Below are 26,480 nucleotides of genomic sequence, written 5' to 3'. Positions count from 1 at the left end.
TCGAGGCTTCAGTGCAGGTCTTTGCCACGGGTTTCCGGCATGCGCACGAAGGCCACCAGCGTGATCACCGCCATGACCGAGACGTAGACCAGGAACCATTGCTCATGGCCGCGACTCTGCAGCCAGGTCATCAGGTAGGGCGTGGTGCCGCCGAAGATCGCCACCACCAGGTTGTAGGGCAGGCCGATGCCCAGGGCGCGAATGTCGGTGCTGAACAGCTCCGACTTGATCGCCGGGGCAATGGCTGAATACAGGCCATAGAGCAACAGACCGAACAGTTCAACGGCGAGGATCGAGGCGAAGGAGGCGCTCATCGAGCGCACCACCGGGTAGAGCAACGCGGCGTAGCCGAGGGCGAAGACAATCAGCTGCGGGCGCCGGCCGATGCGGTCGGACAGCCAGCCGAACAGCGGCTGGGAAATCATGAACACCACCAGCGCCAGGCTGCTGGCCGCATAGGCAGTGCCTGGCTCCACGCCGAGGGTGCGGATGGCGTGCACCGGCAGGTAGCTGACGAACAGGTAGAAGGCGAAAGCCCCCAGCAGACTGATGCCGACCAGCCGCTTTACCGCTTCCGGATGCTCGCGCCAGAGCGTGCGCAGGGGTTGCTCGACGCGCTGGCCTCTGCGCTGTTCATGGCTCCTGCGGAATGCCGCCGTCTCTTCCACGCCATGGCGGATCCAGAACCCGGCCAGGCTGCCCAGGCCGCCGATGAAGAAGGGAATGCGCCAGCCGTAGTCAATCAACTGGTCTTTGCTCAGCCACTGGCTCAGCACCCAGGCCAGGCCCGAGGCGAACAGCAGGCCGAGGGCGATGCTGGCGAAGAAGAAGCCCGAGTACAGCCCGCGCTGGCTGGCCGGCGCCGACTCGGCGAGGAAGGTCGCGGCAGCGCCGTATTCACCCCCCACCGACAGGCCCTGGATCATCCGTGCCAACAGCATCAGCAACGGCGCGGCAATCCCGATACTGGCATAGGTCGGCATCAGGCTGATCAGCAGCGAGGGCAGCGCCATCATCAGGATGGTCAGGTTGAGCGCAGCCTTGCGCCCGGCGCGGTCGTTGAAGATGCCGATCAGCCAGCCACCCAGCGGACGCATGGCGAAGCCGATGGCGAACACCGCGAAGGAGGCGAGCAGGGCGGTGGTCTCGTTGTCCGAGGGGAAGAACTGGTGGCTGAAATAAAGCGCAAAGGCGGTGTAGACCGTCCAGTCGAACCATTCCACGGTGTTGCCGACGCTGCCGGCAATGATGGTGCGCCAGGCGATGGGGCGGGCGCTGGTTGCCGTCTCTTGCGTTGCGGCACTCTGCGATGGGCTGAGTGTGTGGGCCATGGGTGTTCTCCATTGTCATTGTTATGAGAAGCACGGTGTGCCGCCCGTGGGCGGCACGGGTCAGGCAGCGGGCAGGTGGCGACGAAGGAAGGCCAGGCTGTCACCGGATTCCCGCAGTGCTGCGCGGCCGACCACCGGCTGCCAACAGGCCTCGCTGCCGAAGTCGGATCGCCAGGCGTAGAGGCGCCGGGTGTAGAGCTGCAGGTCGCATTCCTCGGTGACGCCGATGGCGCCGAAGACCGCATGGGCAATCCTGCAGATGCGCACCGCAGCGCTTGCACAACGGGCCTTGGCCACGGCCGCCGGGATGCCCTGTGGCCAGGTAGGCCCGCGCAGGGCCAGTTGCGCGGCCATGCGTGCGGCGAAGACTTCCTCGGCGAGAACGCTGAGCTGCTGTTGAATGGCCTGAAAAGTACCGACCGGCTTGCCGAACTGCTGCCGGGTATTGGCGTAGTCCAGGGTCAGCTGCAGCACCCGTTCGGCGGCACCGGCGATCAGCGCAGCGCTGTAGGCAGCGCCCAGGGCGCTCCAGTCTTTAGCCGAAGACAGCCGTAGCGCGCCTTCAGGCAGGTCGGGCCAGAAGAGTTCCTCCGTGGCGCTGGCGTAGACGCCGTCTGCCCGGCGTTGCGCACTCTCCACCGGCACCAGCCAGGCGCCTTCAGGCAGAGCCGCCAGTACCCATTCGGCCTGGGCGGCAAAGGGTACCGAGTGGCAGCGCAGGCCGTGGCCGACAGACTCGCCGCTCGCAAGCGCGATGGGGCCTTCGGGAAGCGCAAGGCCTTCCTCGGCCAGCGCCAGGCGTACCCACCAGGTGCTGGCAAGCGGAAGCGGCAGTGCCGCGCCACCGGTGGCGAATAGCAGGTGGCAGGCGGTTTCCGCGCTGGCTGCCGCGCCGCCAAGCTCCTCGGGCAGCAGCACGTCGGCGAAGCCGTGTTCGGCCAGGGACCGCCACAGCCCGTCGGCGGGTTCGCCGAGGTCAATGCCGCGTACGCGCTCGGCGGTGACTTCGCCGTCCAGCCACTGGCCGAAGGCGTCGATGATCAGGTTGTCGAGGCTCATGGGGTTTCCTATCGCAGGCCAAGGCCGCGGGCGATCACGCCGCGCAGGATTTCGCGGGTGCCGCCGCGCAGGGAAAACACCGGGGCCATGCGTTCCAGGTAGGCCAGGGTGCGTTGCAGCAGGTGCGGGACGCCGGCGCCATCCACCGCGCCCAGCAGGTCGCCGAGCAGCGCCGGGATGGACTGCTCGAAGCTAGTGCCCAGGTCTTTCACCAGGGCTGCTTCGACCACCGGGCTGCGGCCATCCGCCAGTTGCGCGGCAAGGCTGACCGAGAGCGCACGCAGCACCATCAGCTCACTCAGCAGTTGTCCCAGCAGCCGCTCTTGCCCCGGTTGCGGCTGATCGCGCAGCCAGTTCAACCAGGCGTCGAGGAGGGCGATGCTGGAGTAGATGCGCTCAGGCCCGCTGCGCTCGAAGGCGAGTTCAGCGGTGACCTGCTTCCAGCCGTCGCCTTCCTCGCCGACCAGGGCCTCGGCCGGCAACTGCACGTTGTCGAAGAACACTTCGCAGAAATGCTCAGCCCCTGTGAGGTCGCGGATCGGGCGGATGTTCACGCCCGGCAGCGACAGGTCGACCAATACCTGGGACAGCCCGCGATGGCGGTCCTGAGCGCTGCCGGAGGTACGCACCAGGGCAATCATGTAGTGGCTGTGCTGGGCGTAGGTGGTCCAGATCTTCTGCCCGTTGAGCAGCCAGCCTCCGGCATTGGGCTCGGCGCGCGTACGCACGCTGGCGAGGTCCGAGCCGGAGTTCGGCTCGCTCATGCCGATACAGAGGAACTGCTCGCCGCGGCAGATTGCCGGGAGGTGCAGGCGCTTCTGCGCTTCACTGCCGAAACGCAGAAGCAACGGGCCGCTCTGGCGGTCGGCAATCCAGTGGGCAGCCACCGGCGCACCGGCGCAGAGCAGCTCCTCCACCACCACGAAGCGCGCCAGCGGGTCGAGGCCGGCGCCGCCGTACTCGCGAGGCAGAGTCAGACCGACCCAGCCGCGCTCGGCCAGGGCGCGGCTGAAGCCGGCATCGAAGCCTTGCCAGCTGCGCGCCCGAAGATCAATGGGATAGTCCCCCAGGCGCTCGGCGAGGAAGCTGCGCAGCTCCTCGCGCAAAGCCTCGTGCCGCGCCGGCAGTGCGCGAAAGTCGAGAGCTTCGAGCATCAGCCAGTGCTCCGCTCTGGGCGACCGGCGAGCAGGCGCTTTACCTGGTACTCCATCACCGTCTCCTCGCGCTGGTTGAGTACGAAGACGCGGGAGGTGACCACGGCGCGGTTGTGCTTGGAGGTCGGGCGGACCTCGTCGATCTCCACGACCGCTTCCAGGGTGTCGCCCACCAGTACGGGGCCGCGTACGCTCTTGTGCAGTTCCAGCAGAGCCAGACCGGTGCCTTGCAGCATGGTCTGCATGAGGATGCCTTCGATCAGGCTATAGCTCAGCGCGGCAGGCACCGGGCGGCCCTGGATCGCGCCGTTGAAGGTGCTGTCGATGAAGATCACCTCGGTCTGCCCGGTGACGCCGATGAAACCGATAAGGTCGGCTTCAGTGACGGTTCGGCGGAAGGTGCGGAAGCGCTGGCCGGCTTCGATGTCCTGCCAGTAATAGCCTTGCCCGAGGGCGATTTCGTTGCGTGCCATGCACCACTCTCCTGCTGGGGTTGTTGTCGTCGAGTGGGGTCAGGCTATGGTCAGCGTTCGTACTCATCCAATATTATTTGGAGAACGATTGATACATCAGGAGTATCAGTATGGAGTTGCGCCAGATTCACCAATTCCTCGCCCTGGCGGAAACCCTGAACTTCCGCGAGGCCGCCGAGCGCCTGCACATGTCCCAGCCTCCGTTGTCGGTGTCGATCCGCAAGCTGGAGGAGGAAATCGGCCTGCCGCTCTTCGAGCGCACCACGCGGCAGGTGGCTCTGACCGAGGCGGGCGAGGCGGTGCTGCCGGAGCTGCGCAAGGCCCTGCTGCACCTGCAGCAGGCGCGGCGCTATGCGTTGGAAGCAGGGGCGGGCGAGCGCGGGCAGCTGACGTTGGGCTCGGTCGGGTCGGCGACGCTGTCACTGATTCCACGACTGATTCCCGAGTTTCGCCGACGCTATCCGGGCATCACGCTGGAGCTGCGCGAACTGCCCTCCAGTGGCGTGCTGGAACTGGTGGAGAACGGCCGCGCCGATATCGGCCTGGTGCGTTTCCCGCTGCCGCAGTCGACTCCGCTCAAGCTGATTCCGCTGATCTGGGAACCGATGATGCTGGTCGTGCCGCAGGACAGCCCGCTGGCGTCGAGCGGGCGCACCGCCGTGCACCTGGCCGAGGTCGCCGATCAGCCTCTGATCGACTATCCGCACACCGAAGGCCTGCACTACGTGCTGTTGCAGCTTTGCCAGGCGGCCGGCTTCGTGCCGAAACTGGTGCATTCCACGACCCAGGTGCAGGCCGCCATCAGCCTGGTCGCCTGCGGGCTGGGCGTGGCGCTGGTACCGGCGCTGCATGCGCGCAACTCATCGGCGCCGGTGTGTTTCCTGGAGCTGGAAACACCGCACCAGGAGCGCACCGTTGCGCTCGCCCTGGTGTACAACCCGGACAACGAAAGCCGCGTTGTCCGGCAATTCCGCGATGTAGCGCTGGAGTTGCTGGCGACGGAGGGGCGGTCGCGCGGTTGACGCTATGTCCCGCAGCGATCTGATCGACTCAATGGGATGGCTGGGGCGACTCCGCCGCCGGCATTTCGCGCAATAGGTCGACCAGCGCGCGCGCGCAGGCGGGCAGGGCCTCGCGGTCGCGCAGCAGCACGCTGCGCTCGCGGACCACCCAGGGCTCGTCCAGCGACAGTATTCGCAGGTTCATGGTGCGGCTGTGGCGCACGGCGGCCGTTTCCGGGATGACGCCGATGCCGACCCCGGCCTCGACCATCCGGCAGATCGCCTCGAAGCTGGCTACCTGGATGCGCAGGTTGAGCTCGCCACCCATGCGGTCCACCCGCTCGCGCAGGAAGCTCTGCAGGGTGCTGCCTTCGTGCAGGCCGATGTGCGCGTAGTCCAGGGTATCGGCCAGGGTCAGGCGGGGCAGGGCGCACAGCGGGTGGTCCGGGGCCACGGCCAGCACCAGCCGGTCGGTGCTGAAGTGGACGATCTGCAGGCCCTCGGCACGCACCGGGCCGGCGACTATGCCCAGGTCCGCCGAGCCATCGAGGATGGCGCGGACGATGTCGCGGTTCAGCCGCTCCTGCAGGTCGACACTGACGCCGGGGCGTTCGGCGAGGAAGTCCGCCAGCAACTCGGGGAGAAACTCGGTGCACGCGGTGGTGTTGGCGAAGATGCGGATGTGCCCGACTTGGTCGCCGGCCTGGCCGCTGAAGTCGCTTTTCAGGTGGTCCACCTGGCGCAGGATCAGCCGTGCGTGCTGCAGCAGGCGCTCCCCGGCAGGGGTCAGCTCGACCCCGCGGTTGTCCCGATACAACAGTCGGCAGTCGAGTTGCCCCTCTAGCGCCTTGATCCGCGCGCTGGCGGCCGCGGCGGAAAGATGGGCACGGCGCGCGCCCTGGGTGAGGCTGGGGGCTTCGGCGATATGGATGAAGAGACGCAGGTCGGCGAGATCGAAATGCATGCAACGGGTTCCCGCTAGGCTTGGGGATGGAAGTGGCGTTCGTTTCTGCTTAACGCTGGATTATGAAAATGTGGATTCGCTGAACGCAAGCCCCTGTTGCATCCTCGGCTCACCCACTCTGCCAAGAGGTCACCCATGAGCGATTCGCCGTACGCCGTCTGGATCGGCCGTTCCCAGGAACGCGAGGAAGAATTGAGTGCCGTGCTGGTCCGCCGTCTGGCCGTGACCCTCGCGGAAGACGTACCGGCCGCGGGCGATGCGCTGCCGCCGCTGTGGCACTGGATGTTCTTCCAGGACGAGGTGGTCGAACCCGGCCTGGGCGCCGATGGCCATCCGGCGCGCGGTGGCTTCCTGCCGCCGGCCGATGGGCGCAACCGCATGTGGGCCGGCGGCCGCCTGGAGTTCCATGAGCCGCTGCGCGTCGGCGGGCTGGCGAAGCGCACCACGACCATCCTCAATGTCGAGGAAAAGCACGGCCGCACCGGCTCGCTGCTGTTCGTCACCCTGCGCCATGAATTCCACCAGGACGGCCGCCTGGCCTTCAGCGAGGAACAGGACATCGTCTACCGCGAGCCGACGCCGCCGCGGCTCTCCAGCGGCGACGCGCTTCCCGCCGGCGACTGGAGCGAGGCCGTCGAGCCGACACCGATCCTGCTGTTCCGCTATTCCGCGCTGACCTTCAACGGCCACCGTATCCACTACGACTGGCCCTACGTCACCGAAGCCGAGGGCTACCCCGGCCTGGTGGTGCACGGCCCGCTGATCGGCACCCTTAACCTGCGCGCGTTCTGCCGCGCCAACCCCGAAGCACGCCTGCGCCGTTACGCCTACCGTGGCTTGCGCCCGCTGATCAGCCCCGATCCTTTCGCGGTCGGCGGCCGCCTGAGCGGCCCCGGCAAGGCCGAAGTCTGGGCTGGCAACGGTGCCGGCATCGCCCAGCGCGGCGAAGTGGAATTCGACTGATCGCACCCCTGCGGTGCCCTCCCAACAAGAAAAGAGCAAAGGTGATTCGATGACTTCCACCCCCGAAGAACTCCAGGCCATCCGTGAAGGCGTGCGCGCCCTGTGTGCGGAGTTCCCCGCCGAGTACTGGCGCCGGATCGATGAAGAGAAAGGCTTCCCCGAGGACTTCGTCCGCGCCATGACCGAAGCCGGCTGGCTCTCCGCGATGATCCCGGAAGAATACGGCGGCTCGGGCCTGGGGCTGGCCGAGGCCTCGGTGATCCTGGAGGAGGTGAACTGCTGCGGCGGCAACTCCGGCACCATCCACGGGCAGATGTACAACATGTTCACCCTGCTGCGGAACGGCAGCGCCGAGCAGAAGGCCTACTACCTGCCCAAGCTCGCCAACGGCGAACTGCGCCTGCAATCCATGGGCGTCACCGAACCCACCACCGGCACCGACACCACCAAGATCAAGACCACTGCCGTGCGCAAGGGCGACAAGTACGTGATCAACGGCCAGAAGGTATGGATCTCGCGCGTCCAGCATTCCGACCTGATGATCCTGCTGGCCCGCACCACGCCGCTGGCCGAGGTGAAGAAGAAGTCCGAAGGCATGTCGATCTTTATCGTCGATCTGCGCGAGGCCATCGGCAACGGCCTGACCGTGCAGCCGATCGCCAACATGGTCAACCACGAGACCAACGAGCTGTTCTTCGACAACCTGGAAATCCCCGCCGGTAACCTGATCGGCGAGGAGGGCAAGGGCTTCAAGTACATCCTCGACGGCCTCAATGCCGAACGCACGCTGATTGCCGCCGAGTGCATCGGCGATGGCCGCTGGTTCACCGAGAAGTCCGCGCAGTACGCCCGTGACCGCGTGGTGTTCGGCCGCCCGATCGGGCAGAACCAGGGCGTGCAGTTCCCCATCGCCGAGGCGCACATCGAGATCGAGGCCGCCGACCTGATGCGCTGGCGCGCCTGCGAGGAGTACGACAACGGCAAGAACGCCGGCGCCGCCGCCAACATGGCCAAGTACCTGGCGGCCAAGGCCAGCTGGGAGGCCGCCAACGCCTGCCTGCAGACCCACGGCGGTTTCGGCTTCGCCAACGAGTACGACGTCGAGCGCAAGTTCCGCGAAACCCGCCTCTACCAGGTGGCGCCGATTTCCACCAACCTGATCCTGTCGTACGTGGCCGAGCACCTGCTCGAACTGCCGCGCTCCTTCTGACGAACCGGGACGACAAGCGATGAACAATACCCACGCCCTGGCCGAATTCCTTGCCGGCCTGCGTTACGAAGACCTGCCCGCGGCAGTGGTCGAGTACACCGAAGAACTGTTCCTCGACTGGCTCGGCTCGGCCTTGGCCAGCCAGAACCGCCACCCGATCCCGCTGTTCCAGCGCTATGCCCAGCGCATGGGCCCGGCCAGTGGCAAGAGCCGCGTACTGGTGGACGGCAGCTCGACCTCCGCGTACTTCGCCGCGCTGGTCAACGGCGCCAGTTCGCACCTGGTGGAACAGGACGACCTGCACAACAGCTCCGTGCTGCACCCGGCCACCGTGGTCTTCCCGGCGGCCCTGGCGGCCGCGCAGGAGCTGGGCAAGTCCGGCCGCGAGCTGATCCTCGCCAGCGTCGCCGGCTACGAGGCGGGCATCCGCATCGGCGAGTTCCTCGGCCGCTCGCACTACCGCATCTTCCACACCACCGCCACGGTCGGCACCCTGGCCGCTGCGGTGGCGGTGGGCAAGCTGCTGGGGCTGGACAGCCGGCAGTTCGTCAACTGCCTGGGCAGCGCCGGCACCCAGGCCGCCGGCCTCTGGGAATTCCTGCGCGACGCCGCCGATTCCAAGCAACTGCACACCGCGAAGGCGGCTGCCGACGGCCTGCTCGCCGCCTACCTGACGGCCGACGGCCTGACCGGCGCGCAGAACATCCTCGAAGGCGAGCAGGGCATGGCGGCCGGCATGTCCAGCGACGCCGACCCGAGCCGTCTGGTGGATGGCCTGGGCACCCGCTGGGCGCTCTGCGAGACCTCCTACAAGTTCCACGCCTCCTGCCGCCATACCCATCCCGCCGCCGATGCGCTGCTGGGCCTGATGCAGCGCGAAGGGCTGGCGCACGGCGATATCGCCAAGGTCACCACCCGCGTGCACCAGGGCGCCATCGATGTGCTCGGCCGCGTGGTGGTGCCGCAGACGGTGCACCAGGCGAAATTCTCCATGGGCACCGTGCTGGGGCTGATCGCCGTGCACGGCAAGGCCGGGCTGGTGGAATTCGAGGAATTCTCCCAGGGAGACGCCGAGGTCGCGGCCTTCCGCGAGAAGGTCAGCATGCAGCTCGATGCGGAAGTGGACGGTGCCTACCCGCGGCGCTGGCTCGGCCGTGTCGATGTACTGACCACCGATGGCCGCCAGCTGCACGGCGCCATCGACGAGCCCAAGGGCGATCCGGGCAACGGCTTGAGCCGTGCCGAACTGGAAGACAAGTTCCGCCGCCTGCTGGCCTTCGCCGGCCAGCGCGGCAGCGCCGAAGCGGATCGGCTGGTGCAGGCCAGCTGGCGGCTGCACCAGCTGTCGAACCTCGACGACTTCCACTGAAACAGACTCGCGGGCGGCCAGGCCGCCCGATCCCACCGAATCGTAGAGTCGGCCACCCGGCCGGCGTCTGGAGTTGCCCATGAGTTCGCGTCCCCTCGACGGGATTACCGTCGTCAGCCTGGAACATGCCATCGCCGCACCGTTCTGCACCCGCCAGTTGGCCGACCTCGGCGCCCGCGTGATCAAGATCGAGCGCCCCGGTGTCGGCGACTTCGCCCGCGGCTACGACGAGCGCGTGCGCGGCCTGGCCTCGCATTTCGTCTGGACCAACCGGTCCAAGGAAAGCCTGTCGCTGGACCTCAAGCAGGAGCCGGCGCAGGCCGTGCTGGAGCAGTTGCTGGAGCAGGCCGATGTGCTGGTGCAGAACCTTGCCCCCGGCGCCGCTGCACGCCTGGGCTTGTCGTTCGAAGCGCTGCACGAGCGCTTCCCGCGGCTGATCGTCTGCGATATTTCCGGTTACGGCGAAGGCGGCCCCTACGAGCAGAAGAAGGCCTATGACCTGCTGATCCAGAGTGAAAGTGGCTTCCTCTCGGTCACCGGCGGCCCCGGCGCCGACGAGATGGCCAAGGCCGGGTGCTCGATCGCCGATATCTCCGCCGGCATGTACGCCTACAGCGGCATCCTTTCGGCCCTGCTGCTGCGTGGCAGGACCGGGGAGGGCAGCCGCGTCGAGGTGTCGATGCTCGAAGGCATGGCCGAGTGGATGGGCTTCCCCATGTACTACGCCTTCGAAGGCCAGTCGCAGCCGCCGCGTGCCGGCGCCGCCCACGCCACCATCTACCCCTACGGGCCGTTCCCCACCGGCGATGGCGGCAGTGTGATGCTCGGCGTGCAGAACGAGCGCGAGTGGAAACTGTTCTGCGAGATCGTCCTGCAGCGCCCGGAGCTGGCAACCGATCCGCGTTTCACCGCGACCAGCCTGCGCGTGGCCAACCGCGATGCCCTGCGCGAATCGATAGTCGAGGCCTTCTCGGCCCTGGGCACCGAGCAGGTGGTCGAACGCCTGGAACAGGCGCAGATCGCCAATGCCCACGTCAACGACATGCGCGGCCTCTGGCAGCACCCGCAACTGGCGGCCCGTGACCGCTGGCGCGAGATCGACAGCCCGGCCGGTCGCCTGCCGGCGCTGTTGCCGCCGGTGAACAGCAACGCCTATGCCCCGCGCATGGACGCCGTGCCGGCGCTGGGTGAACAGACGGATGACCTGCTCCGGGAACTGGGGTATACCCCCGGTGATATCCAGCGCCTGCACGAGCAGGGCGCGGTATGACCCAGGAGAGCCCAATGATTCAGGATACCCCGGCGGATTCCATCGTACGGACCGCGTTGTTCGTTCCCGGCAGCCGCCCGGAGCGCTTCGCCAAGGCCTTGGCCAGCGGCGCCGACGCAGTGATCGTCGACTTCGAGGACGCCGTCGAGGCATCGCTCAAGGCCCAGGCGCGGGAAAACCTCGAAAGCTTCCTCGACGCCAACCCGGAGGCGCGCGTGCGGGTACGGGTGAACGCCGCTGGCGATCCGCAGCAGGCGGCCGACCTCGAACTTTGCGGGCGCCTGCCGGGCATCATCGGCATCCTGTTGCCCAAGGCCGAACGTGCCATGCAGGTGCGCATCGCCGCTTCCTCCGGCAAGCCGGTGTGGCCGCTGATCGAGAGCGCCCGCGGCCTGCTCGCGCTGGGGGAGATCGCCGCCTGCGAAGGCGTCGAGCGCCTGACCTTCGGCGGCCTCGACCTGGCGCTGGATATCGGCATGAGCAGCGGCACCCAGGCCGCCGCGGTGGTCTACGACCAGGTACGCCTGAGCCTGCTGCTGCATTCGCGGGTGAACGACCTGCAGCCGCCGCTGGATACCGTGTTCCCCGCCTTCGATGATGCCGAAGGGTTCGCCGCGACCATCCGGCATGGTCGCGACCTCGGCCTGCTCGGCGCCCTGTGCATCCATCCCCGACAGGTCGCTGTGGCCCATGCGGCGCTGGCCCCCGGCGCTGACGAACTGGACTGGGCGCGGCGCGTGGTGGAGGCCTCGCAAGGCGGCGCGGCGGCCTTCCAGGTCGACGGGCAGATGGTCGACGCGCCGGTGCTGGCCCGCGCCCGGCGGCTGCTGGCCAGCGCCGGCGGCTGAACGACAATCTGTAGGAGCGAGCTTGCTCGCGAACCTCACTTCACACCGGGGCATCCGGTGCCATGCGTTCGCGAGCAAGCTCGCTCCTACAAGGTAGCCATCCGCTCGGAACTCATCTGTTACTGCGCATGGGCTGTGATGAAACCCTGGACGACCTCCACCAAGCCGTTGATGGCGAACTGCACGCCCATGCACACGAGCAGGAAACCCATCAGCCGCGAAATGGCGTCGATGCCGGACTTGCCAGTGGCTTTCATGATCAGGTCCGAGGCGCGCAGGCAGCCCCAGAGGATCAGCGCGGTGCAGAGGAAGATCAACGGTGGCGCCACCAGCACCACCCACTGGGGGAAGTTGGTGCTGTGCTTGATGCTGGCCGAGGAACTGATGATCATCGCGATGGTTCCGGGCCCGGCGGTGCTGGGCATGGCCAGCGGGATGAAGGCGAAGCTGGTGCGCTCGGGTGCGGTTTCGTTGGGGTCGGGGGAGGGGACGGGAGTAGGGAACAGCATGCGTGCGCCGATGATGCAGAGGATGCCGCCCCCGGCGATGCGCAGGCCCGGGATGGAGATGCTGAACACCCCCATGATGAACTCGCCGATGTAGTAGGTCAGCGTCATGATGATGAACACGTAGCAAGCAGTGAGCAGCGCTTGCTGGTTCTTCTCTTCGCGACTGAAACCCTGGGACAAGGCGAGAAACAGAGCCACAGTTGTCGGCGGATTGATCAGGGGCAGCAAGGCGAGCAGCCCAAGTAGGATAGCGTCGAACAAACTGCTCATGGCCGGGCGTCTCCAGGCTCGTGTCTGGCAGCAATGAGTTTAGGTGCGAATCGACAATCCGACGGCAAGCCAGGGCCACTGGCCGCTCACAGGCTGAACTACGCTGCGTGACAGCAAGGTCGCTGCCTCGTTTGAACCTTGCGCCGTCTTCGCCTGGAGTGACTCCCCGATGTCCGAAACCCCGCCGCGAGAGCGTTCCGGCTTCGATTGGCAGCGTTGGCTGCCAGGGCTGGCCACCCTGCGCAACTACCAGGCGAGCTGGCTGCCCAGGGACCTGGCTGCCGGCCTGGTGCTGACCACCATGCTGGTGCCGGTGGGCATCGCCTACGCCGAGGCGTCCGGCGTGCCGGGCATCTACGGGCTGTACGCGACCATCATTCCCTTGCTGGCCTATGCGCTGTTCGGCCCGAGCCGCATCCTCGTGCTTGGCCCGGACTCCGCGCTGGCCGCGCCGATTCTTGCGGTGGTGCTGGTGCAGGCGGCGGGCGATCCGCAGCGGGCCATTGCCATCGCCAGCCTGATGGCGCTGATCTCCGGCGTGGTCTGCATGGTCGCGGGGCTGCTGCGCCTGGGCTTCATCACCGAACTGCTGTCCAAGCCGATCCGCTACGGCTACATGAACGGCATCGCCCTGACGGTGCTGATCAGCCAGTTGCCCAAGCTGTTCGATCTTTCCGTCGAGAGCCGGGGGCCGCTGCAGGACCTCTGGTCATTGGGCCGGGCGCTGCTGGGCGGGCAGGCCAACTGGCCGAGTTTCGCGGTGGGTGGTGGCTGCCTGGTGTTGATCCTCGCACTCAAGCGCTACCGGCGCCTTCCGGGCATTCTCATCGCGGTGGTGCTGGCGACCCTGTCGGTCAGCCTGTTCGACCTCGGCAGCCACGGCGTCAAGGTGCTCGGCGAGTTGCCCCAGGGGCTGCCAGAGTTTTCGTTTCCCTGGGTGAGCGGCATCGACCTGGTGGAAGTGCTACTGGGCGGTATCGCCGTGGCGCTGGTGTCATTCGCCGACACCAGTGTGCTGTCGCGCACCTACGCGGCGAGGCTGAAGACGCCGGTTAACCCCAACCAGGAAATGTTCGGCCTGGGCGTGGCGAACTTCGCATCCGGGCTGTTCCAGGGCATCCCCATCAGCAGCAGCTCCTCGCGTACGCCGGTCGCCGAGGCCGCGGGGGCAAAGACCCAGCTCACCGGCATCGTCGGTGCCCTGGCGGTGACCCTGTTGCTGCTGGCGGCGCCCAACCTGATGCAGCACCTGCCTACCAGTGCCCTGGCTGCGGTGGTGATTGCCGCGGCACTGGGGTTGTTCGAGTTCACCGACCTCAAGCGCATCTTCCGCCTGCAACAATGGGAGTTCTGGCTGTCCATGGGCTGCTTTGCCGGCGTGGCGGTATTCGGGGCCATTCCGGGCATCTGCATCGCCGTGGCGATCGCGGTGATCGAGTTCCTCTGGGATGGCTGGCGACCGCACCATGCCGTGCTGGGTAGGGTGGACGGCGTGCGTGGTTATCACGACGTAACGCGTTACCCGAATGTGCGGCGCATTCCCGGCCTGGTGTTGCTGCGCTGGGATGCGCCGCTGTTCTTCGCCAATGCCGAGCAGTTCCAGAACCAGGTACTGGCGGCGCTGAACCAGTCCCCCACGCCCGTGCAGCGCCTGGTGATCGCGGCCAGCCCGGTGACCAGCATCGATATCACCTCCGCCGACATGCTCGCCGAACTGGACAAGATCCTGGAGCAACGCGGGGTGGAATTGCAGTTCGCCGAGATGAAGGACCCGGTGAAGGACAAGATGAAGCAGTTCGAGCTGTTCGAGGGCCTGGGTGAATCGGCATTCCATCCCACAGTGGGAGCCGCCGTGGATGCCTACCTGGCCGACTCCGGCGTGGACTGGGAGCCCTAGGCGCCTGTCGATCAGGCGGCGCCCAAGGCTCACCCTGACAGTGGCGAATCTAGAGCTTCCAGATGGGGCCGTAGGTGCCAAAACACGCGTTCGATAGCGCCTGCTTGCGAACGCCGTGAGTCTGGTAACCGCCGAATTCGTTGATTTCCAGGGTCAATTGCGGAGTCAGCTCCTTGCCGCTCTTGAGGCGGACGCTGTCGAACACCTGCAGCTTCTTGCCGGTATTGACCACACTGGTCTCCATCCAAGCCTCGGGCGTACTGGCTTCATCCAAGCGGGCCAGCAGTGCGTTATAGAGGGGCAGGTAGCGACCGTCGGGGGCCTTGCAGTCGATGTTGATCTTCTTCACCAGGGCCTCGGCCTCGGCGGAGCTGAAATACAACCGGCTGCCAAAATCGCGCTGAAGCCTGTCGACATAGGAACCCTGGTCGCCAGCCCTTGCAGTGGCGACCTTCGCAACATCGGCCGACTGCCCGGCAAGCTCAGCCTGGCAGGCCTGCCGGCTCTTGTAGAACGTGTGCGAAACCCTGACGCCTGACGGTTTGTAGATTGCAGAAGCGATCAGTACCTGGCCGTCGGTACTCAGCAGGTCGCCATCCGGAATGTATTCACCGCCCTTGCCCCAGACGCCATCCGGAAGACCGCTCGGCCACTCGACGCAGGAGGGTTGCCGGATATCGCGGCGCAACTCGTAAACGCGCCCCTGGAGAAAGGCCTGCGTATTTTCGGCAACGCTCGGAAAAGATGTCAGCGACAGGCAGGATGCGATGAATAACCGAGTCCAATTCAAGAAGCGTCTCCTTGTCACCCGGCGACCTGGCGGCGGGCATTTCTGACTCAGGATAGCTGCGTATCGCGTCGACACCGGGCGAAGAAGTCGTCCGGGACGATCAGGGGCGGTGCCGGGCCTGCTTCGGCAAATATCTGAACTCTGCGCCAGAGGTCTGTCCCAACAGGTAGAACCCGGCGCCGACGTCCATCCCAACAGGGCGCCATTCTGCATCCTGATGAGGAGAACCCTGCCGTGGCCAAGAAACCCACCGTAAAGCGAAGCGATCTGGCTGGCACCAACACCACCGACCGCAGCAACCGCAACGAGAAGATCGAGCAACTGGAGCCTTACCGCGAGGACGCCACCGGGGAGGCGCTCACCACCAATACCAACGTGCGCATCGCCGACAACCAGAACAGCCTGCGCGCAGGGGAACGCGGACCTTCGCTGCTGGAAGACTTCATCCTGCGGGAGAAGATCACCCACTTCGACCATGAGCGGATTCCCGAACGCATCGTGCATGCGCGGGGTGCTGCGGCCCATGGCTATTTCGAGTGCTACGAGGATTGGAGCCCGCTGACCAAGGCGGCGTTTCTCGGCAAGGCGGGCCTGCGGACGCCCGTGTTCGTGCGCTTCTCCACCGTGCAGGGGCCGCGTGGCTCGGCAGACACGGTGCGCGATGTGCGCGGCTTCGCGGTGAAGTTCTATACCGAGGAGGGCAACTACGACCTGGTTGGCAACAACATGCCGGTGTTCTTCATCCAGGACGCCATCAAGTTTCCCGACTTCGTCCACGCGGTGAAACCCGAGCCGCACAATGAGATTCCCACCGGCGGTTCGGCCCACGACACCTTCTGGGACTTCGTCTCGCTGACGCCGGAGTCGGCGCACATGGTCATGTGGGCCATGTCGGATCGCGCCATTCCGATTTCCCTGCGGCATATCCAGGGCTTTGGCGTGCATACCTTCCGCCTGGTGAATGCGGCGGGCGACAGTGTGTTCGTCAAGTTCCACTGGCGGCCGAAGTCCGGCGTCTGTTCGCTGGTCTGGGACGAGGCGCAGAAGCTGGCCGGCAAGGACGCGGACTTCCACCGCCGCACCCTGTGGGACGACATCGAAAGCGGCGACTACCCCGAGTGGGAGCTGGGCGTGCAGGTAATCGCCGAAGCGGATCAGGACAAGTTCGATTTCGACCTGCTCGATCCCACCAAACTGGTGCCCGAGGAGCTTGTCCCCGTGAAGTTGCTGGGCCGCATGGTGCTGAACCGCAACCCGGACAACTTCTTCGCCGAAACCGAGCAGGCGGCGTTCCACCCCGGCCATGTGGTGCCGGGCATCGATTTCAGCAACGACCCGCTGCTGCAGGGGCGGCTGTTTTCCTATACCGACACCCAGCTGTCGCGCCTTGGCGGGCCGAACTTCAACCAGATCCCGATCAACCAGCCGCTGTGCCCGTTCCACAACAACCAGCGCGACGGCCTGCACCAGCACATGCTGCACAAGGGCCGCGCCGCCTACGAACCCAATTCCATCGACAACGGCTGGCCCAAGGAAACCCCGCCCGCCACGCGCCAGGGCGGTTTCGCCAGCTACCCGGAAACCATGACCGGCACCAAGGTCCGCGTGCGGGCCGATTCCTTCGCCGACCATTTCACCCAGGCCGCGCTGTTCTACCACAGCCTCAGTGAGGCGGAGCAGGGCCATGTGGTTTCGGCCTATGCGTTCGAGCTGTCGAAGGTCGAGCGAATGGCGATTCGCGAGCGCGAGGTCAACCAGATTCTCGCCAATATCTGCCCGAAACTGGCCGAGCGCGTGGCCCAGCGTATCGGGGTGAAACTCACCAACAGGAAGGCCAAGGCTCCGCAGCCCAAGCCATCGCCGGCCTTGAGCCAGGCGAACCTGCTGGCCGGCGATATCCGCTCCCGCAAGGTGGCGATCCTGGTCGCCGACGGCGTCAACGAAAGCGACGTCAAGGGCCTGCAGGATGCGCTGAAGAAGGCGGGAGCGAGCGCCAAGCTGATCGGCCCCAGCGCCGCCCCGGTGAAGTCCGAAACGGGTTCGGCGCTGGTGCCCGATGCCAGCTGGGACGGCCTGCCGTCGGTGGCTTTCGACGCGGTGTTCGTGCCCGGCGGCGCGAAATCCGTGCAGGCCATCGGTAGCGATGGCCGCGCGCTGCACTACCTGCTGGAGGCGTACAAGCACCTCAAGCCGCTGGCATTCGCCGGCGACGCCGGGAAGCTGCCGGCGCAGCTCGGCCTGCCGGTGGATGAAGGGGTGATCGACGGCAAGTCCGCCAAGGAAGTGTTCGGCAAGTTGCAGAAGGCCTTGCTGCAGCACCGCATCTGGGGCCGCGAGGCCCATGCCGGGAAGATCCCTGCCTGAGCGGAGGGGCGGCGGCCGATGCTGCCGCCCCGTGCCCACCGGGCAGTCAACCTGAACTCCAGCCGCTGGTTCGGCTCAACCGGCCGACAGCCTTTGTCCGAGAACCGCAGGAGAGTCGCCATGACTGAACGACGCCAGCAATACATCGAGATTGACGATACCGAGGACCGCATGGGCAGCGTGCGCGAACTCGACTTCGAGAAACAGCCGGAAGGCCGCATCGGCGACGAGCGCTCGCCGCAGGAGGTGGAGCGCGAATTCCCGCCGCAGCGCCGCCGCGAGATGGGCATGACCGGCGGCGAGACGCTGGGCGACAGCGCCGTCGAGGATGGCGTCAGCATGGATGACCTGGCACCGGAAACCCTGATCGACGAGGACGGGACCGAATCTCCGCTCGATCCGCCGTCCGCCAAGCCGGCAGACCGCGACCTGCGCATCGTTCGCGGCAGCGAGATCGGCGCGGGCGGCGGGCTGGACGAGGCAGAGGAAGGCCGTGTGCACCCACTGGACGGCAAGCCCTGGGACGCCTCGGACCCCGACGAGGAACAGTGATCCATGGCCGGGGCCAAAGCCGTCAAGGACAGCACCCTGAAGGAATACGCGCGCAAACGCGACTTCAGCGGTACTCCCGAGCCGCAGGGCGAAACACCGGCGGACCGGGAAGGGGAGGCTGCCTTCGTCGTGCAGAAGCACGACGCCAGCCACCTGCATTACGACTTCCGCCTCGAACTCGATGGCGTGCTCAAGAGCTGGGCGGTGCCCAAGGGCCCCTGCCTCGACCCCAGCGTGAAGCGCCTGGCCATCGAGGTGGAGGATCATCCGCTGGACTACGCGGGCTTCGAAGGGCATATCCCGGAAGGTCATTACGGTGCCGGCGACGTGATCGTCTGGGACGAGGGCCGCTGGATGCCCATCGGCGATCCCCACGAAGGCCTCGGCAACGGCCATCTCAAGTTCCGCCTGGCGGGCAGCAAGCTCACCGGCAGCTGGAACCTGATCCGCACCCGCATGGCCGGGCGGCAGCCGCAGTGGTTCCTGATCAAGGGGCGGGATGATCAGGCACGGGACTACCCGCGCTACGACATCCTCGCCGAGCAGCCGCTGAGCGTCGTCACCGGAAAGGCATTGCCCAGCGAGGTTGCGCAGCGCAAGCAGGCTTCGGTAAAGCGCGCCGGGCCGGTGCAGCCTGCGAAGAAAAGAGCGGCGGGGAAGGCCAGCCTGTCGGCGGCCATTTCTCCCGAACTCGCCACTCTGGTGGACGCGCCACCGGCAGGCGACTGGCGCTACGAGATCAAGCTCGATGGCTACCGCCTGCTTGCCCGGCTCGACGGCGGCCAGGTCAAGTTGCTGACGCGCAACGGCCACGACTGGTCGAAGAAGCTGCCCGAATTGTGCTCGGCGCTGGCGGCACTGCCGGTGACGTCCGCCTGGCTGGACGGCGAGATACTGGTGATGGACGAGGAGGGTCGCCCGGACTTCCAGCGCCTGCAGAATGCCTTCGACGCCGCGGTCTCGGCGCCCATCCACTACACGTTGTTCGACCTGCTCTGGCTGGATGGCGAGGATTACCGCAACAAGCCCCTGGAGCAGCGGCGCCAGGCGCTGGCACAGGTCCTGCGCGGCAATGGCGATGATCGCCTGCGCTATTCCGAGGACTTCACCGACGACCCGCGCAGCATCCTCGACAGCGCCTGCCGGCTCGGCCTGGAAGGGCTGATCGGCAAGCGTGCGGGCAGCCTGTATACGGGGAAACGCTCCTCCGACTGGATCAAGCTCAAATGCAAGCGCCGGCAGGAGTTCGTGATCGTCGGCTATAGCGAACCCAAGGGCTCGCGCTCATCTTTCGGCGCCTTGCTGCTCGGGCTGCACGACGAGAATGGCGAGCTGCGCTACGCCGGCAAGGTGGGCACCGGTTTCAGCGCGGCCAGCTTGAAGAGACTGCATCAGCAGTTCCAGCCGCTGCAGCGCAAGACCTGCCCGCTGCGGGAGCCGCCCAAGGGGCCCGAGGCCAAGGGCGTGACCTGGCTGCGTCCGGAGTTGCTGGGCGAAGTTGCCTTCGCCGAGATCACCCGTGAAGGCAGGGTGCGCCAGGCGGTGTTCCACGGTCTGCGCAGTGACAAGCTGGCTGAGGCGATAGTCGAGGAAAAACCGAAGAAGGCTGCCCGCGCCGGCTCCACCAGACCCGCGCGCTCGAACAGCGGCAATGTCCTGGAAGGCGTGACCGTCACCCATCCCGAGCGAGTGGTCGATCCCACCAGCAAGCTGCGCAAGATCGATGTGGCGCGCTACTACGACAAAGCCGCGGAATACCTGCTGCCCTGGCTGGCCGACCGCCCGGTGTCCCTGGTGCGGGCGCCCGATGGCGTGGCGGGCGAGCAATTCTTCCAGCGCCATGCCTCGCGTACCGGGATCCCCGGCGCCGAACAACTGGACCCGCAGCTTGACCCCGGTCACGCACCGCTGCTGCGCATCGCCTCGGCCAAGGCGCTGGTGGGCGCCGCGCAGATGGGCGCGCTGGAGCTACATACCTGGAACGCCGCGCTCGATGACCTGGAGAAACCCGACCGCTTCGTCCTGGACCTTGACCCCGATCCGGCGCTGCCCTGGCAGCGGATGATCGAGGCGACCCAGTTGACCATCACGTTGCTGGATGAACTCGGCCTGACAGCCTTCCTCAAGACCAGCGGCGGCAAGGGCATGCATATCCTCGTGCCGCTGCAGCGGCACCATGGCTGGGATGAAGTGAAGGACTTCGCCCATGCCATCAGCCGACACATGGCCCAACTGATGCCGGACCGCTTCAGCGCCGTATCGGGGCCGAAGAACCGTGTCGGGAAGGTTTTCATCGATTACCTGCGCAACAGCAGGGGCGCCAGCACGGTGTGCGTGTGGTCGGTACGTGCACGGGAAGGGCTGCCGGTCTCGGTGCCGATCAGTCGCCATGAGCTTGCCAAGCTCAAGTCGGCACACCAATGGACCCTCGCGAATGTCGACGAGCGTCTGGCAGGCGCCGACCCCTGGGCCGATTGGGCGAAGACCCGGCAACGGTTGAGCGCAAGGATGCGCGGCAAACTGGACGGCTGAGGACGCTAAAACGACACCTCCCGGCTCAGGTGGCTTTTCGCAAGGCGTCGATCAGTTGCTGCTTGCGCATGCTGGAGCGCCCGGCGATGTGCCGGGTGCGCGCACGATTGAGCAGCTCGGCCTTGGTCATGGATTCCAGCGGCTGGTCGGGGCGCGGCACGCCGTGTTTGCTGGCAACGGCGCGACGGGCCGAGCTCTTGCGCGCAGCGGCCTTGGCGGTGGCGCTTTTCTGCTGGCCCGAGCCTCCCTTGCGCTCGCCGCCGCCGGACTGCTTGTTCACGGTCGCCCAGGCTCGCGCCTCGGCTTCCGCCCTGGGCACGCCGCGCTCTTCGTAGCTTTCCTCGATGTGCTCGGCCTTGCGCTTCTGCTTCTCGGTGTACTTGCCTTTGTCGCCGCGTGGCATGGCGGTTCTCCTGTTTCTGATTACCTGGCAGCCCTTTGCCAAGGGCCACATGAAGGGAGAAACCGCTCGTCGCCGATGGTTCGGCGTTTCTGATGAACGGGCCGTGCCGGTCGGCGAAAAGGTCTGAACTCATGGATTTCGCCGGGGACTGATGCACTGGACGCCTCGCGTACCCGCAGCCACTGGCAACCAGAGGAGACGGCAATGGCCCTGGACAGCATTCCCGATCAGTCGGAAGTCGAGACCTTCAAGCATGCGGTGCTCACCCGCCTGCGCTACGCAGTCGGCAAGGACCCGGCGGACGCCTTCGACCACGACTGGTTCGAGGCGGTGGCCCTGGCCGCACGCAAATACCAGGTCGACAACTGGGAGGAGACCACCCGCGCCATCGACCGCAGCGCCCGCAAGCACGTCTACTATCTGTCACTGGAGTTCCTCATCGGCCGCCTGCTGATCGACAACCTGAGCAACCTGGGGTTGCTGGAGGTGGCGCGCCAGGCCCTTTCGGAGCTGGGCGTGGACCTCGACCGCGTGCGCCTGCTGGAGCCCGACGCCGCGCTGGGCAACGGCGGCCTGGGGCGGCTCGCCGCCTGCTTCATGGAGAGCATGGCGACGCTGGACATCCCCGCCCACGGTTACGGCATCCGCTACGAGCACGGCCTGTTCAAGCAGGTGATCGGCGACGGCTGGCAGCAGGAGCACACCGAAACCTGGCTCGACTTCGGCAACCCCTGGGAATTCGAGCGGCCCGAGTGCAGCTTCAGCGTCGGCTTCGGCGGCAGCGTCCACAGCGAGCGCGATGCCCACGGGGTCGAGCGGCAACGCTGGGAACCGGCCGAGCGCGTGCGTTCGGTGGCCTACGACATGCCGGTGGTGGGCTGGCGTACCGCCAGCGTGAACACCCTGCGCCTGTGGCGCGCCCGTGCCGAGGAAACCCTGCGGCTGGACCGTTTCAATGCCGGCGACCACCTGGGTGCGGTGGCGGATACGGTGCGTGCGGAAAGCATCTCGCGGGTGCTCTACCCGGCAGACAGCACCGAGGCGGGTCAGGAACTGCGCCTGCGCCAGGAGTTCTTCTTCGTCAGCGCCTCGCTGCAGGACCTGATGCAACGTCACCTGGGGCAGGGCGAGGACGTCTTCGGCCTGCCCGAGCGGGTGGCCATCCAGCTCAACGACACCCACCCGGCCATCGCCGTCGCGGAGCTGATGCGCCTGCTGCTGGACGAGCGCAGCCTGGACTGGGACGACGCCTGGGCGCTGACGGTAGCGACCCTGTCCTATACCAACCACACGCTGCTGCCCGAGGCCCTGGAATCCTGGCCGGTGAGCCTGATGGAGCGCCTGCTGCCGCGGCACATGCAGATCATCTACCTGATCAATGCCTTCCATATCGACGCGCTGCGTGCCAAGGACATCCACGATTTCGCCCTGCTGCGCTCGGTCTCGCTGATCGAGGAAGACCACGGCCGCCGCGTGCGCATGGGCAACCTGGCGTTCCTCGGCTCGCACAGCGTCAACGGCGTGTCGGCGCTGCACACCGACCTGATGCGCGAGACGGTGTTCCGCGACCTGCACCGGCTCTACCCGGAGCGAATCAGCAACAAGACCAACGGCGTGACCTTCCGCCGCTGGCTGTTCCAGACCAACCCGGAACTGACCCGGCTGCTGATGGAAAACCTTGGCGACGAGGTACTCGACGAGCCCGAAAAGCACCTGCCGGCGCTGGCCGAGCTGGTGGAGAAGTCCTCGGTGCGCCAGCGCTTCGCCCAGCAGCGGCGCAATGCCAAGGAACGCCTGGCGGCACTGGTCGAGGAGCGCCTGGGCGTGCGCATCGACCCGGACGCGCTGTTCGACGTTCACGTCAAGCGCATCCATGAATACAAGCGCCAGTTGCTCAACCTGCTGCATACCGTGGCGCTCTACCAGGACATCCGCAACGACCCCACCACCGACCGCGTGCCACGGGTGAAGATCTTCGCCGGCAAGGCCGCGCCCAGCTACACGGTGGCCAAGCTGATCATCAAGCTGGCCAACGACATCAGCCGGATGGTCAACGGCGATCCCACGGTGCGCGGCCGGCTCAAGGTGGTATTCATCCCCAACTACAACGTCAGCCTGGCGGAATCGATCATCCCGGCGGCGGACCTGTCCGAGCAGATTTCCACGGCGGGGCTGGAGGCCTCCGGCACCAGCAACATGAAGTTCGCCCTCAATGGCGCGCTGACCATCGGCACACTGGACGGCGCCAACGTCGAGATGTGCGAGCGCATCGGCGCGGAAAACATGTTCATCTTCGGCCTCAAGGCCAAGCAGGTGGAGGCACGCAAGCGCGCTGGCGACCTGTCGATGCATGCCGAGATCGCCGCCTCGCCGCGGCTGGAGGAAGCGCTGCGGGCGATCAGCTCCGGGGTGTTCTCGCCGGACGATCCGCAGCGCTATACCGGCCTGGTCGATGCGCTGGTCAGCGACGACCGCTTCCTGGTCTGCGCCGATTTCGACGCCTACTGGGACGCCCAGGAAAAGGTCGAGGAGCTTTGGCGCAAACCGGCGCGCTGGTGGAAGGCCTCCATGCTCAATACCGCCAGGGTCGGCTGGTTCTCCTCGGACCGGACCATCCGGGAGTACGCCAGGGATATCTGGAAGGTGCAGGCGGGGGAGGACTGAGCCGTCACCAGAAACCGCCGGCATGCCGGCGGGAGGCGTAGTCCAGGTGCAGCGCGAAAGCCTCCTGGAAGAACTCCAGCAGGCGGGTGTCGAGCACCCTCTCGTTGAGCGAAGCGATGGAGCCGACCACCCGCTGCACGTCGGCATCGGTCTCGCCGCAGCGGTTCTCATGGCACAGCCGCTGCGTGCTCGGGTCGGCGCTGATGCGACAGACGCAGTCGGCTGCCTGGCAGGCATCGCGCACGGACAACACCAGTTCGGGCAGGTCGCGCCGACCCTCCCGCAGCTCGACGCTGCACTCCAGGCCGTGGTCGCGGGCGAACTCGCCGGCTCGGGCGAAGGCCGGCAGGGCGACCTCCACGAGGGCGTTCTGGTACTCGTTGGCGAAACGCTTGGGGTCGATGCTCATTCCGGTCTCCTGTGCTGAAGGTGCGTTGGCCGGCAGTGCTGCGCCGGGTATGAGCGATGGACCGCGCCGATGGTGAGGTGCACGGATTTTCCGCCGGGCGGTGGAATCGCCGGCGAATTTTCAGCAAACCAATTGCGCGGTCGGCGGGTCTGCACCCTTAAGAGGGACTGCGGAGCCTGTCATGGACACGCTGGATCGCATCTGGGTAACGCTGGTCGCCGAATTCTCCGACCTGAGTGAAGTCGAGCAGATCACTCGCGCCTCGCTGCGCCTGACGCTCGCCGTGGTGCTGGGCGGCGTGGTTGGCTACGAGCGGGAAAGCCAGGGCAAGGCCGCCGGCTTGCGCACCCACATGCTGGTCACCCTGGGCGCTGCGCTGTTCGTGATGGCGATCCACGAGGGCGGTGCGCAGGCCGATGCGGTCAGCCGGGTGATCCAGGGGATCGCCGCCGGCATCGGTTTCCTTTGCGCCGGTACCATCCTCAAGGGCAGCCAGGTGTCCGAGGTGAAGGGGCTGACCACCGCCGCCGGGCTGTGGCTGAGCACGGCCATCGGGATCAGCGTCGGGCTCGGGCACTCCGCCACGGCAGTGCTGGGTACGCTGCTCGCGCTGCTGGTGCTGCATGTTCTGCCACGCTGGCTGGAACGCAACCGACCGCCTGCCGAGCAGGCGGCGAGAGAGGACCGCGATGTTCCGTGAATTCGCCCAGGCCTGTGCCTGGACCGATGCGATGCTGGAGAACGGCCGCTACACCGGCCTGATCGAGTACCAGGTGACCCGCCAGGGCGCGCCGGTCGAGGTGCTCTGGGTCTATGCACCCGGCAGCCGCAACGTGTCGGAGGCGGAGTGGCAGGCGCAGCGCATGCTCGAGCGGATCAGCGATATCGACAGCGCCGGCCGCGTGCATTTCGACGACGGCATCATCCTGCAGGAGAGTTACCCATGGCCCGTGTGATCTGGAAAGGCGCCATCAGCTTCGGCCTCGTGCATATCCCGGTGGCGCTCAACAGCGCCGCGCGTTCCAGCGCCACCGACTTCGACTGGCTGGACGAGCGCAGCCTGGAACCGGTGGGCTACAAACGGGTGAACAAGATCACCGGCAAGGAGGTGCCCAGGGAACACATCGTCAAGGGCGTGGAGCTGGAGAAGGGCCGCTACGTGGTGATCAGCGAAGAGGAGATTCGCGCCGCGCGGCCCGAGGCGACCCAGACCATCGATATCCTCGGCTTCATCGAGATCGGCGAGATTCCCGTGGCGTTCTACGACTCCCCGTATTACCTGACGCCCGAGAAGCGCGGTGAGAAGGTCTACGTGCTGCTGCGCGATACCCTGAGGAAGACCGGCAAGGCGGCGGTCTGCCAATTGGTGATGCACAGCCGTCAGCACCTGGCGATGCTGCGCGACGACGGCGACGCCATCCTGCTGATGACCCTGCGCTGGCCGGCGGACGTGCGCGAGGTGGACGAACTGGGCCTGGCGCTGGACAAGGTCAAGCTGGACAAGCGCGAAACCGAGATGGCCGAACGCCTGGTCAAGGACATGAGTGGCCGCTGGTCGCCCGCGGATTACCAGGACGAGTTCAGCGCGGAAATCCACCGCCTGGTGGAGCAGAAGGCCGCCAAGGGCCAGCTGGAGAACGTGCCGCAGGCACAAGCGAAAGCCAGCGAAGGCGCCGACATCATCGACCTCACCGAACTGCTCAAGCGCAGCCTCAAGGGCGCAGCAAAACCGCGCAGCGCCGCCAGCTCCGCGAAGAAAACGACCCCTACGCCGACGAAGAAGAGTGCCACGAGCAAGGCCGCGCCCAGGCGCAAGAGCAACTGAAACGACCACTGGCGCAATTAGCCTGAACTTGCCGAAGCCCTGCCGTGCCCAATGCCTGTAGCGAGCAATCCACCCACGAGCGCGCATCCGGCGCGCACCGCAGCGAGGAGGGCGCCGCGATGGAACTGGAGAATCCGGCCGATCGGGCCGAGGTTGCCGCCAACGAGGCGCGCATCGTCATCGAAGAGGTAGCGCCGCGTCTGGAAGGTGGGCGCTTCGCCGCCAAGGCCATCGCCCACCAGGCCTCGCGCATCCATGCGCGCATCTTTGCCGATGGCCACGACAAGCTGGCCGCCGAGGTCGCCTGGCGCGAAGGCAAGGGCCAGCCCTGGCAGAAAACACCCCTGCAGCACCTGGGCAACGATCACTGGGAGGCCGATATCACGCCGACCCGAATTGGCCGCACGGAATTCATCGTCCTGGCCTGGATCGACAGCTACGCCAGCTTCCGCTACGAACTGGAGAAGAAATACGCCGCCGGCCAGCTGCTGGAGCTGGAGTTCCGCGAGGGCCTCGACCTGTTCCAGGAGGTACTGCACAACGCGCCACAGGAGGGCGCGGCGGAGCTGGGCGAAATCCTCCGCAGCCTGCAGGACACTACCGAGCGGGAAGCGCGCTTCGGC

At 66.6% G+C, this 26,480-nt stretch carries 24 protein-coding genes; 15 read left to right on the top strand and 9 right to left on the bottom strand.

Annotated elements, in window-relative coordinates:
* Positions 1-8: 8 nt before the first annotated feature.
* Genes A6723_RS18970 through A6723_RS18955 form a run of 4 tightly spaced genes read right to left on the bottom strand, consistent with a single transcriptional unit; the run spans position 9 to position 4,017 of the window.
* Entirely contained in the window at positions 9-1,331 is a 1,323-nt protein-coding gene (locus A6723_RS18970) for an MFS transporter (RefSeq protein WP_054910707.1), read from the bottom strand.
* A gap of 60 nt (positions 1,332-1,391) precedes the next feature.
* Positions 1,392-2,390: an acyl-CoA dehydrogenase gene (locus A6723_RS18965; protein ID WP_054910706.1), complete on the bottom strand. Its 999-nt coding sequence runs from the start codon at positions 2,388-2,390 to the stop codon at positions 1,392-1,394.
* A gap of 8 nt (positions 2,391-2,398) precedes the next feature.
* On the bottom strand, positions 2,399-3,547 hold the full coding sequence (locus tag A6723_RS18960; protein ID WP_371914064.1) for an acyl-CoA dehydrogenase family protein: 1,149 nt from the start codon (positions 3,545-3,547) through the stop codon (positions 2,399-2,401).
* Positions 3,544-4,017, bottom strand: coding sequence for a MaoC/PaaZ C-terminal domain-containing protein (locus A6723_RS18955; protein WP_054910704.1), 474 nt, complete (start codon positions 4,015-4,017; stop codon positions 3,544-3,546). Before A6723_RS18955 ends, A6723_RS18960 begins: the two co-directional genes overlap by 4 nt.
* Before the next feature lie 110 nt (positions 4,018-4,127).
* Here A6723_RS18955 and A6723_RS18950 point away from each other — a divergent pair, with 110 nt between their 5' ends.
* Positions 4,128-5,039: a LysR family transcriptional regulator gene (locus tag A6723_RS18950; RefSeq protein WP_054910703.1), complete on the top strand. Its 912-nt coding sequence runs from the start codon at positions 4,128-4,130 to the stop codon at positions 5,037-5,039.
* A gap of 28 nt (positions 5,040-5,067) precedes the next feature.
* Here the strand turns inward: A6723_RS18950 and A6723_RS18945 are convergent, their stop codons facing one another.
* Positions 5,068-5,982: a LysR substrate-binding domain-containing protein gene (locus tag A6723_RS18945; protein ID WP_054910702.1), complete on the bottom strand. Its 915-nt coding sequence runs from the start codon at positions 5,980-5,982 to the stop codon at positions 5,068-5,070.
* A gap of 135 nt (positions 5,983-6,117) precedes the next feature.
* Here A6723_RS18945 and A6723_RS18940 point away from each other — a divergent pair, with 135 nt between their 5' ends.
* The 5 genes from A6723_RS18940 to A6723_RS18920 all read left to right on the top strand — a co-directional run bounded on the left by A6723_RS18940 (position 6,118) and on the right by A6723_RS18920 (position 11,642).
* Complete coding sequence (locus tag A6723_RS18940) at positions 6,118-6,945, top strand: MaoC family dehydratase N-terminal domain-containing protein (protein WP_054910701.1); 828 nt, start codon at positions 6,118-6,120, stop codon at positions 6,943-6,945.
* 49 nt (positions 6,946-6,994) lie between these two features.
* Complete coding sequence (locus A6723_RS18935; protein ID WP_054910700.1) at positions 6,995-8,155, top strand: acyl-CoA dehydrogenase family protein; 1,161 nt, start codon at positions 6,995-6,997, stop codon at positions 8,153-8,155.
* 19 nt (positions 8,156-8,174) lie between these two features.
* Entirely contained in the window at positions 8,175-9,524 is a 1,350-nt protein-coding gene (locus A6723_RS18930; protein WP_054910699.1) for an MmgE/PrpD family protein, read from the top strand.
* A 79-nt stretch (positions 9,525-9,603) separates the two neighbouring features.
* Positions 9,604-10,794 (top strand): CaiB/BaiF CoA-transferase family protein, encoded by a 1,191-nt coding sequence (locus A6723_RS18925; RefSeq protein WP_054910698.1) that lies wholly within the window; start codon positions 9,604-9,606, stop codon positions 10,792-10,794.
* A 14-nt stretch (positions 10,795-10,808) separates the two neighbouring features.
* Positions 10,809-11,642, top strand: coding sequence for a CoA ester lyase (locus tag A6723_RS18920; RefSeq protein ID WP_054910697.1), 834 nt, complete (start codon positions 10,809-10,811; stop codon positions 11,640-11,642).
* Between the two features lie 119 nt (positions 11,643-11,761).
* Here A6723_RS18920 and A6723_RS18915 read toward each other — a convergent pair whose 3' ends face one another.
* Positions 11,762-12,421: a MarC family NAAT transporter gene (locus A6723_RS18915; RefSeq protein ID WP_054910696.1), complete on the bottom strand. Its 660-nt coding sequence runs from the start codon at positions 12,419-12,421 to the stop codon at positions 11,762-11,764.
* 169 nt (positions 12,422-12,590) lie between these two features.
* Between A6723_RS18915 and A6723_RS18910 the strand changes: the two genes are divergently transcribed.
* Complete coding sequence (locus tag A6723_RS18910) at positions 12,591-14,318, top strand: SulP family inorganic anion transporter (RefSeq protein ID WP_054910695.1); 1,728 nt, start codon at positions 12,591-12,593, stop codon at positions 14,316-14,318.
* A 49-nt stretch (positions 14,319-14,367) separates the two neighbouring features.
* On the opposite strand, the gene A6723_RS18905 is transcribed toward A6723_RS18910, so the two are convergent.
* Positions 14,368-15,108 carry a hypothetical protein gene (locus tag A6723_RS18905; RefSeq protein WP_054910694.1) on the bottom strand — a complete coding sequence of 247 codons (741 nt, stop codon included), beginning with the start codon at positions 15,106-15,108 and terminating at the stop codon, positions 14,368-14,370.
* Positions 15,109-15,249: 141 nt separating this feature from the next.
* Here A6723_RS18905 and katE point away from each other — a divergent pair, with 141 nt between their 5' ends.
* The 3 genes from katE to ligD all read left to right on the top strand — a co-directional run bounded on the left by katE (position 15,250) and on the right by ligD (position 20,556).
* The gene (gene katE, locus A6723_RS18900) at positions 15,250-17,472 is read left to right on the top strand and encodes a catalase HPII (protein WP_082450873.1); all 2,223 of its coding nucleotides are present in this window, start codon (positions 15,250-15,252) and stop codon (positions 17,470-17,472) included.
* A 120-nt stretch (positions 17,473-17,592) separates the two neighbouring features.
* Positions 17,593-18,024: a hypothetical protein gene (locus A6723_RS18895; RefSeq protein ID WP_054910692.1), complete on the top strand. Its 432-nt coding sequence runs from the start codon at positions 17,593-17,595 to the stop codon at positions 18,022-18,024.
* Between the two features lie 3 nt (positions 18,025-18,027).
* Complete coding sequence (gene ligD, locus A6723_RS18890) at positions 18,028-20,556, top strand: DNA ligase D (RefSeq protein ID WP_054910691.1); 2,529 nt, start codon at positions 18,028-18,030, stop codon at positions 20,554-20,556.
* A 25-nt stretch (positions 20,557-20,581) separates the two neighbouring features.
* Here the strand turns inward: ligD and A6723_RS18885 are convergent, their stop codons facing one another.
* Complete coding sequence (locus tag A6723_RS18885) at positions 20,582-20,959, bottom strand: Rho termination factor N-terminal domain-containing protein (RefSeq protein WP_054910690.1); 378 nt, start codon at positions 20,957-20,959, stop codon at positions 20,582-20,584.
* A 204-nt stretch (positions 20,960-21,163) separates the two neighbouring features.
* On the opposite strand from A6723_RS18885, the gene A6723_RS18880 reads away from it, so the two are divergent.
* Positions 21,164-23,623: a glycogen/starch/alpha-glucan phosphorylase gene (locus A6723_RS18880; protein ID WP_054910689.1), complete on the top strand. Its 2,460-nt coding sequence runs from the start codon at positions 21,164-21,166 to the stop codon at positions 23,621-23,623.
* A 4-nt stretch (positions 23,624-23,627) separates the two neighbouring features.
* Here the strand turns inward: A6723_RS18880 and A6723_RS18875 are convergent, their stop codons facing one another.
* Positions 23,628-24,032: a hypothetical protein gene (locus A6723_RS18875; RefSeq protein WP_054910688.1), complete on the bottom strand. Its 405-nt coding sequence runs from the start codon at positions 24,030-24,032 to the stop codon at positions 23,628-23,630.
* A gap of 181 nt (positions 24,033-24,213) precedes the next feature.
* On the opposite strand from A6723_RS18875, the gene A6723_RS18870 reads away from it, so the two are divergent.
* From A6723_RS18870 to A6723_RS18855, 4 genes are all read left to right on the top strand, one after another.
* Positions 24,214-24,732: an MgtC/SapB family protein gene (locus tag A6723_RS18870; RefSeq protein ID WP_024762551.1), complete on the top strand. Its 519-nt coding sequence runs from the start codon at positions 24,214-24,216 to the stop codon at positions 24,730-24,732.
* The gene (locus A6723_RS18865) at positions 24,722-24,988 is read left to right on the top strand and encodes a hypothetical protein (RefSeq protein ID WP_054910687.1); all 267 of its coding nucleotides are present in this window, start codon (positions 24,722-24,724) and stop codon (positions 24,986-24,988) included. Before A6723_RS18870 ends, A6723_RS18865 begins: the two co-directional genes overlap by 11 nt.
* Positions 24,976-25,857, top strand: a complete 882-nt coding sequence (locus tag A6723_RS18860; protein WP_054910686.1) for a Ku protein — start codon at positions 24,976-24,978, stop codon at positions 25,855-25,857. The genes A6723_RS18865 and A6723_RS18860 overlap by 13 nt, the downstream gene beginning before the upstream one ends.
* A gap of 44 nt (positions 25,858-25,901) precedes the next feature.
* On the top strand, positions 25,902-26,480 hold a 579-nt coding region (locus A6723_RS18855; protein WP_256546942.1), incomplete at its 3' end, for a maltotransferase domain-containing protein.

The organism is Pseudomonas sp. AU11447 (genome assembly GCF_001672555.2).
GTDB classification, from domain to species: Bacteria; Pseudomonadota; Gammaproteobacteria; order Pseudomonadales; family Pseudomonadaceae; genus Pseudomonas; species Pseudomonas nitroreducens.
This window is presented reverse-complemented; position numbering and strand designations above follow the sequence as displayed.

Excerpts from the sequence above, each read along its gene's own strand:
- A6723_RS18970 (WP_054910707.1), bottom strand. The coding sequence starts at position 1,331 with ATGGCCCACACACTCAGCCCATCGCAGAGTGCCGCAACGCAAGAGACG.
- A6723_RS18965 (WP_054910706.1), bottom strand. The coding sequence starts at position 2,390 with ATGAGCCTCGACAACCTGATCATCGACGCCTTCGGCCAGTGGCTGGAC.
- A6723_RS18955 (WP_054910704.1), bottom strand. The coding sequence starts at position 4,017 with ATGGCACGCAACGAAATCGCCCTCGGGCAAGGCTATTACTGGCAGGAC.
- A6723_RS18950 (WP_054910703.1), top strand. The coding sequence starts at position 4,128 with ATGGAGTTGCGCCAGATTCACCAATTCCTCGCCCTGGCGGAAACCCTG.
- A6723_RS18945 (WP_054910702.1), bottom strand. The coding sequence starts at position 5,982 with ATGCATTTCGATCTCGCCGACCTGCGTCTCTTCATCCATATCGCCGAA.
- A6723_RS18940 (WP_054910701.1), top strand. The coding sequence starts at position 6,118 with ATGAGCGATTCGCCGTACGCCGTCTGGATCGGCCGTTCCCAGGAACGC.
- A6723_RS18935 (WP_054910700.1), top strand. The coding sequence starts at position 6,995 with ATGACTTCCACCCCCGAAGAACTCCAGGCCATCCGTGAAGGCGTGCGC.
- A6723_RS18930 (WP_054910699.1), top strand. The coding sequence starts at position 8,175 with ATGAACAATACCCACGCCCTGGCCGAATTCCTTGCCGGCCTGCGTTAC.
- A6723_RS18925 (WP_054910698.1), top strand. The coding sequence starts at position 9,604 with ATGAGTTCGCGTCCCCTCGACGGGATTACCGTCGTCAGCCTGGAACAT.
- A6723_RS18920 (WP_054910697.1), top strand. The coding sequence starts at position 10,809 with ATGATTCAGGATACCCCGGCGGATTCCATCGTACGGACCGCGTTGTTC.
- A6723_RS18915 (WP_054910696.1), bottom strand. The coding sequence starts at position 12,421 with ATGAGCAGTTTGTTCGACGCTATCCTACTTGGGCTGCTCGCCTTGCTG.
- A6723_RS18910 (WP_054910695.1), top strand. The coding sequence starts at position 12,591 with ATGTCCGAAACCCCGCCGCGAGAGCGTTCCGGCTTCGATTGGCAGCGT.
- A6723_RS18895 (WP_054910692.1), top strand. The coding sequence starts at position 17,593 with ATGACTGAACGACGCCAGCAATACATCGAGATTGACGATACCGAGGAC.
- ligD (WP_054910691.1), top strand. The coding sequence starts at position 18,028 with ATGGCCGGGGCCAAAGCCGTCAAGGACAGCACCCTGAAGGAATACGCG.
- A6723_RS18885 (WP_054910690.1), bottom strand. The coding sequence starts at position 20,959 with ATGCCACGCGGCGACAAAGGCAAGTACACCGAGAAGCAGAAGCGCAAG.
- A6723_RS18880 (WP_054910689.1), top strand. The coding sequence starts at position 21,164 with ATGGCCCTGGACAGCATTCCCGATCAGTCGGAAGTCGAGACCTTCAAG.
- A6723_RS18875 (WP_054910688.1), bottom strand. The coding sequence starts at position 24,032 with ATGAGCATCGACCCCAAGCGTTTCGCCAACGAGTACCAGAACGCCCTC.
- A6723_RS18870 (WP_024762551.1), top strand. The coding sequence starts at position 24,214 with ATGGACACGCTGGATCGCATCTGGGTAACGCTGGTCGCCGAATTCTCC.
- A6723_RS18865 (WP_054910687.1), top strand. The coding sequence starts at position 24,722 with ATGTTCCGTGAATTCGCCCAGGCCTGTGCCTGGACCGATGCGATGCTG.
- A6723_RS18860 (WP_054910686.1), top strand. The coding sequence starts at position 24,976 with ATGGCCCGTGTGATCTGGAAAGGCGCCATCAGCTTCGGCCTCGTGCAT.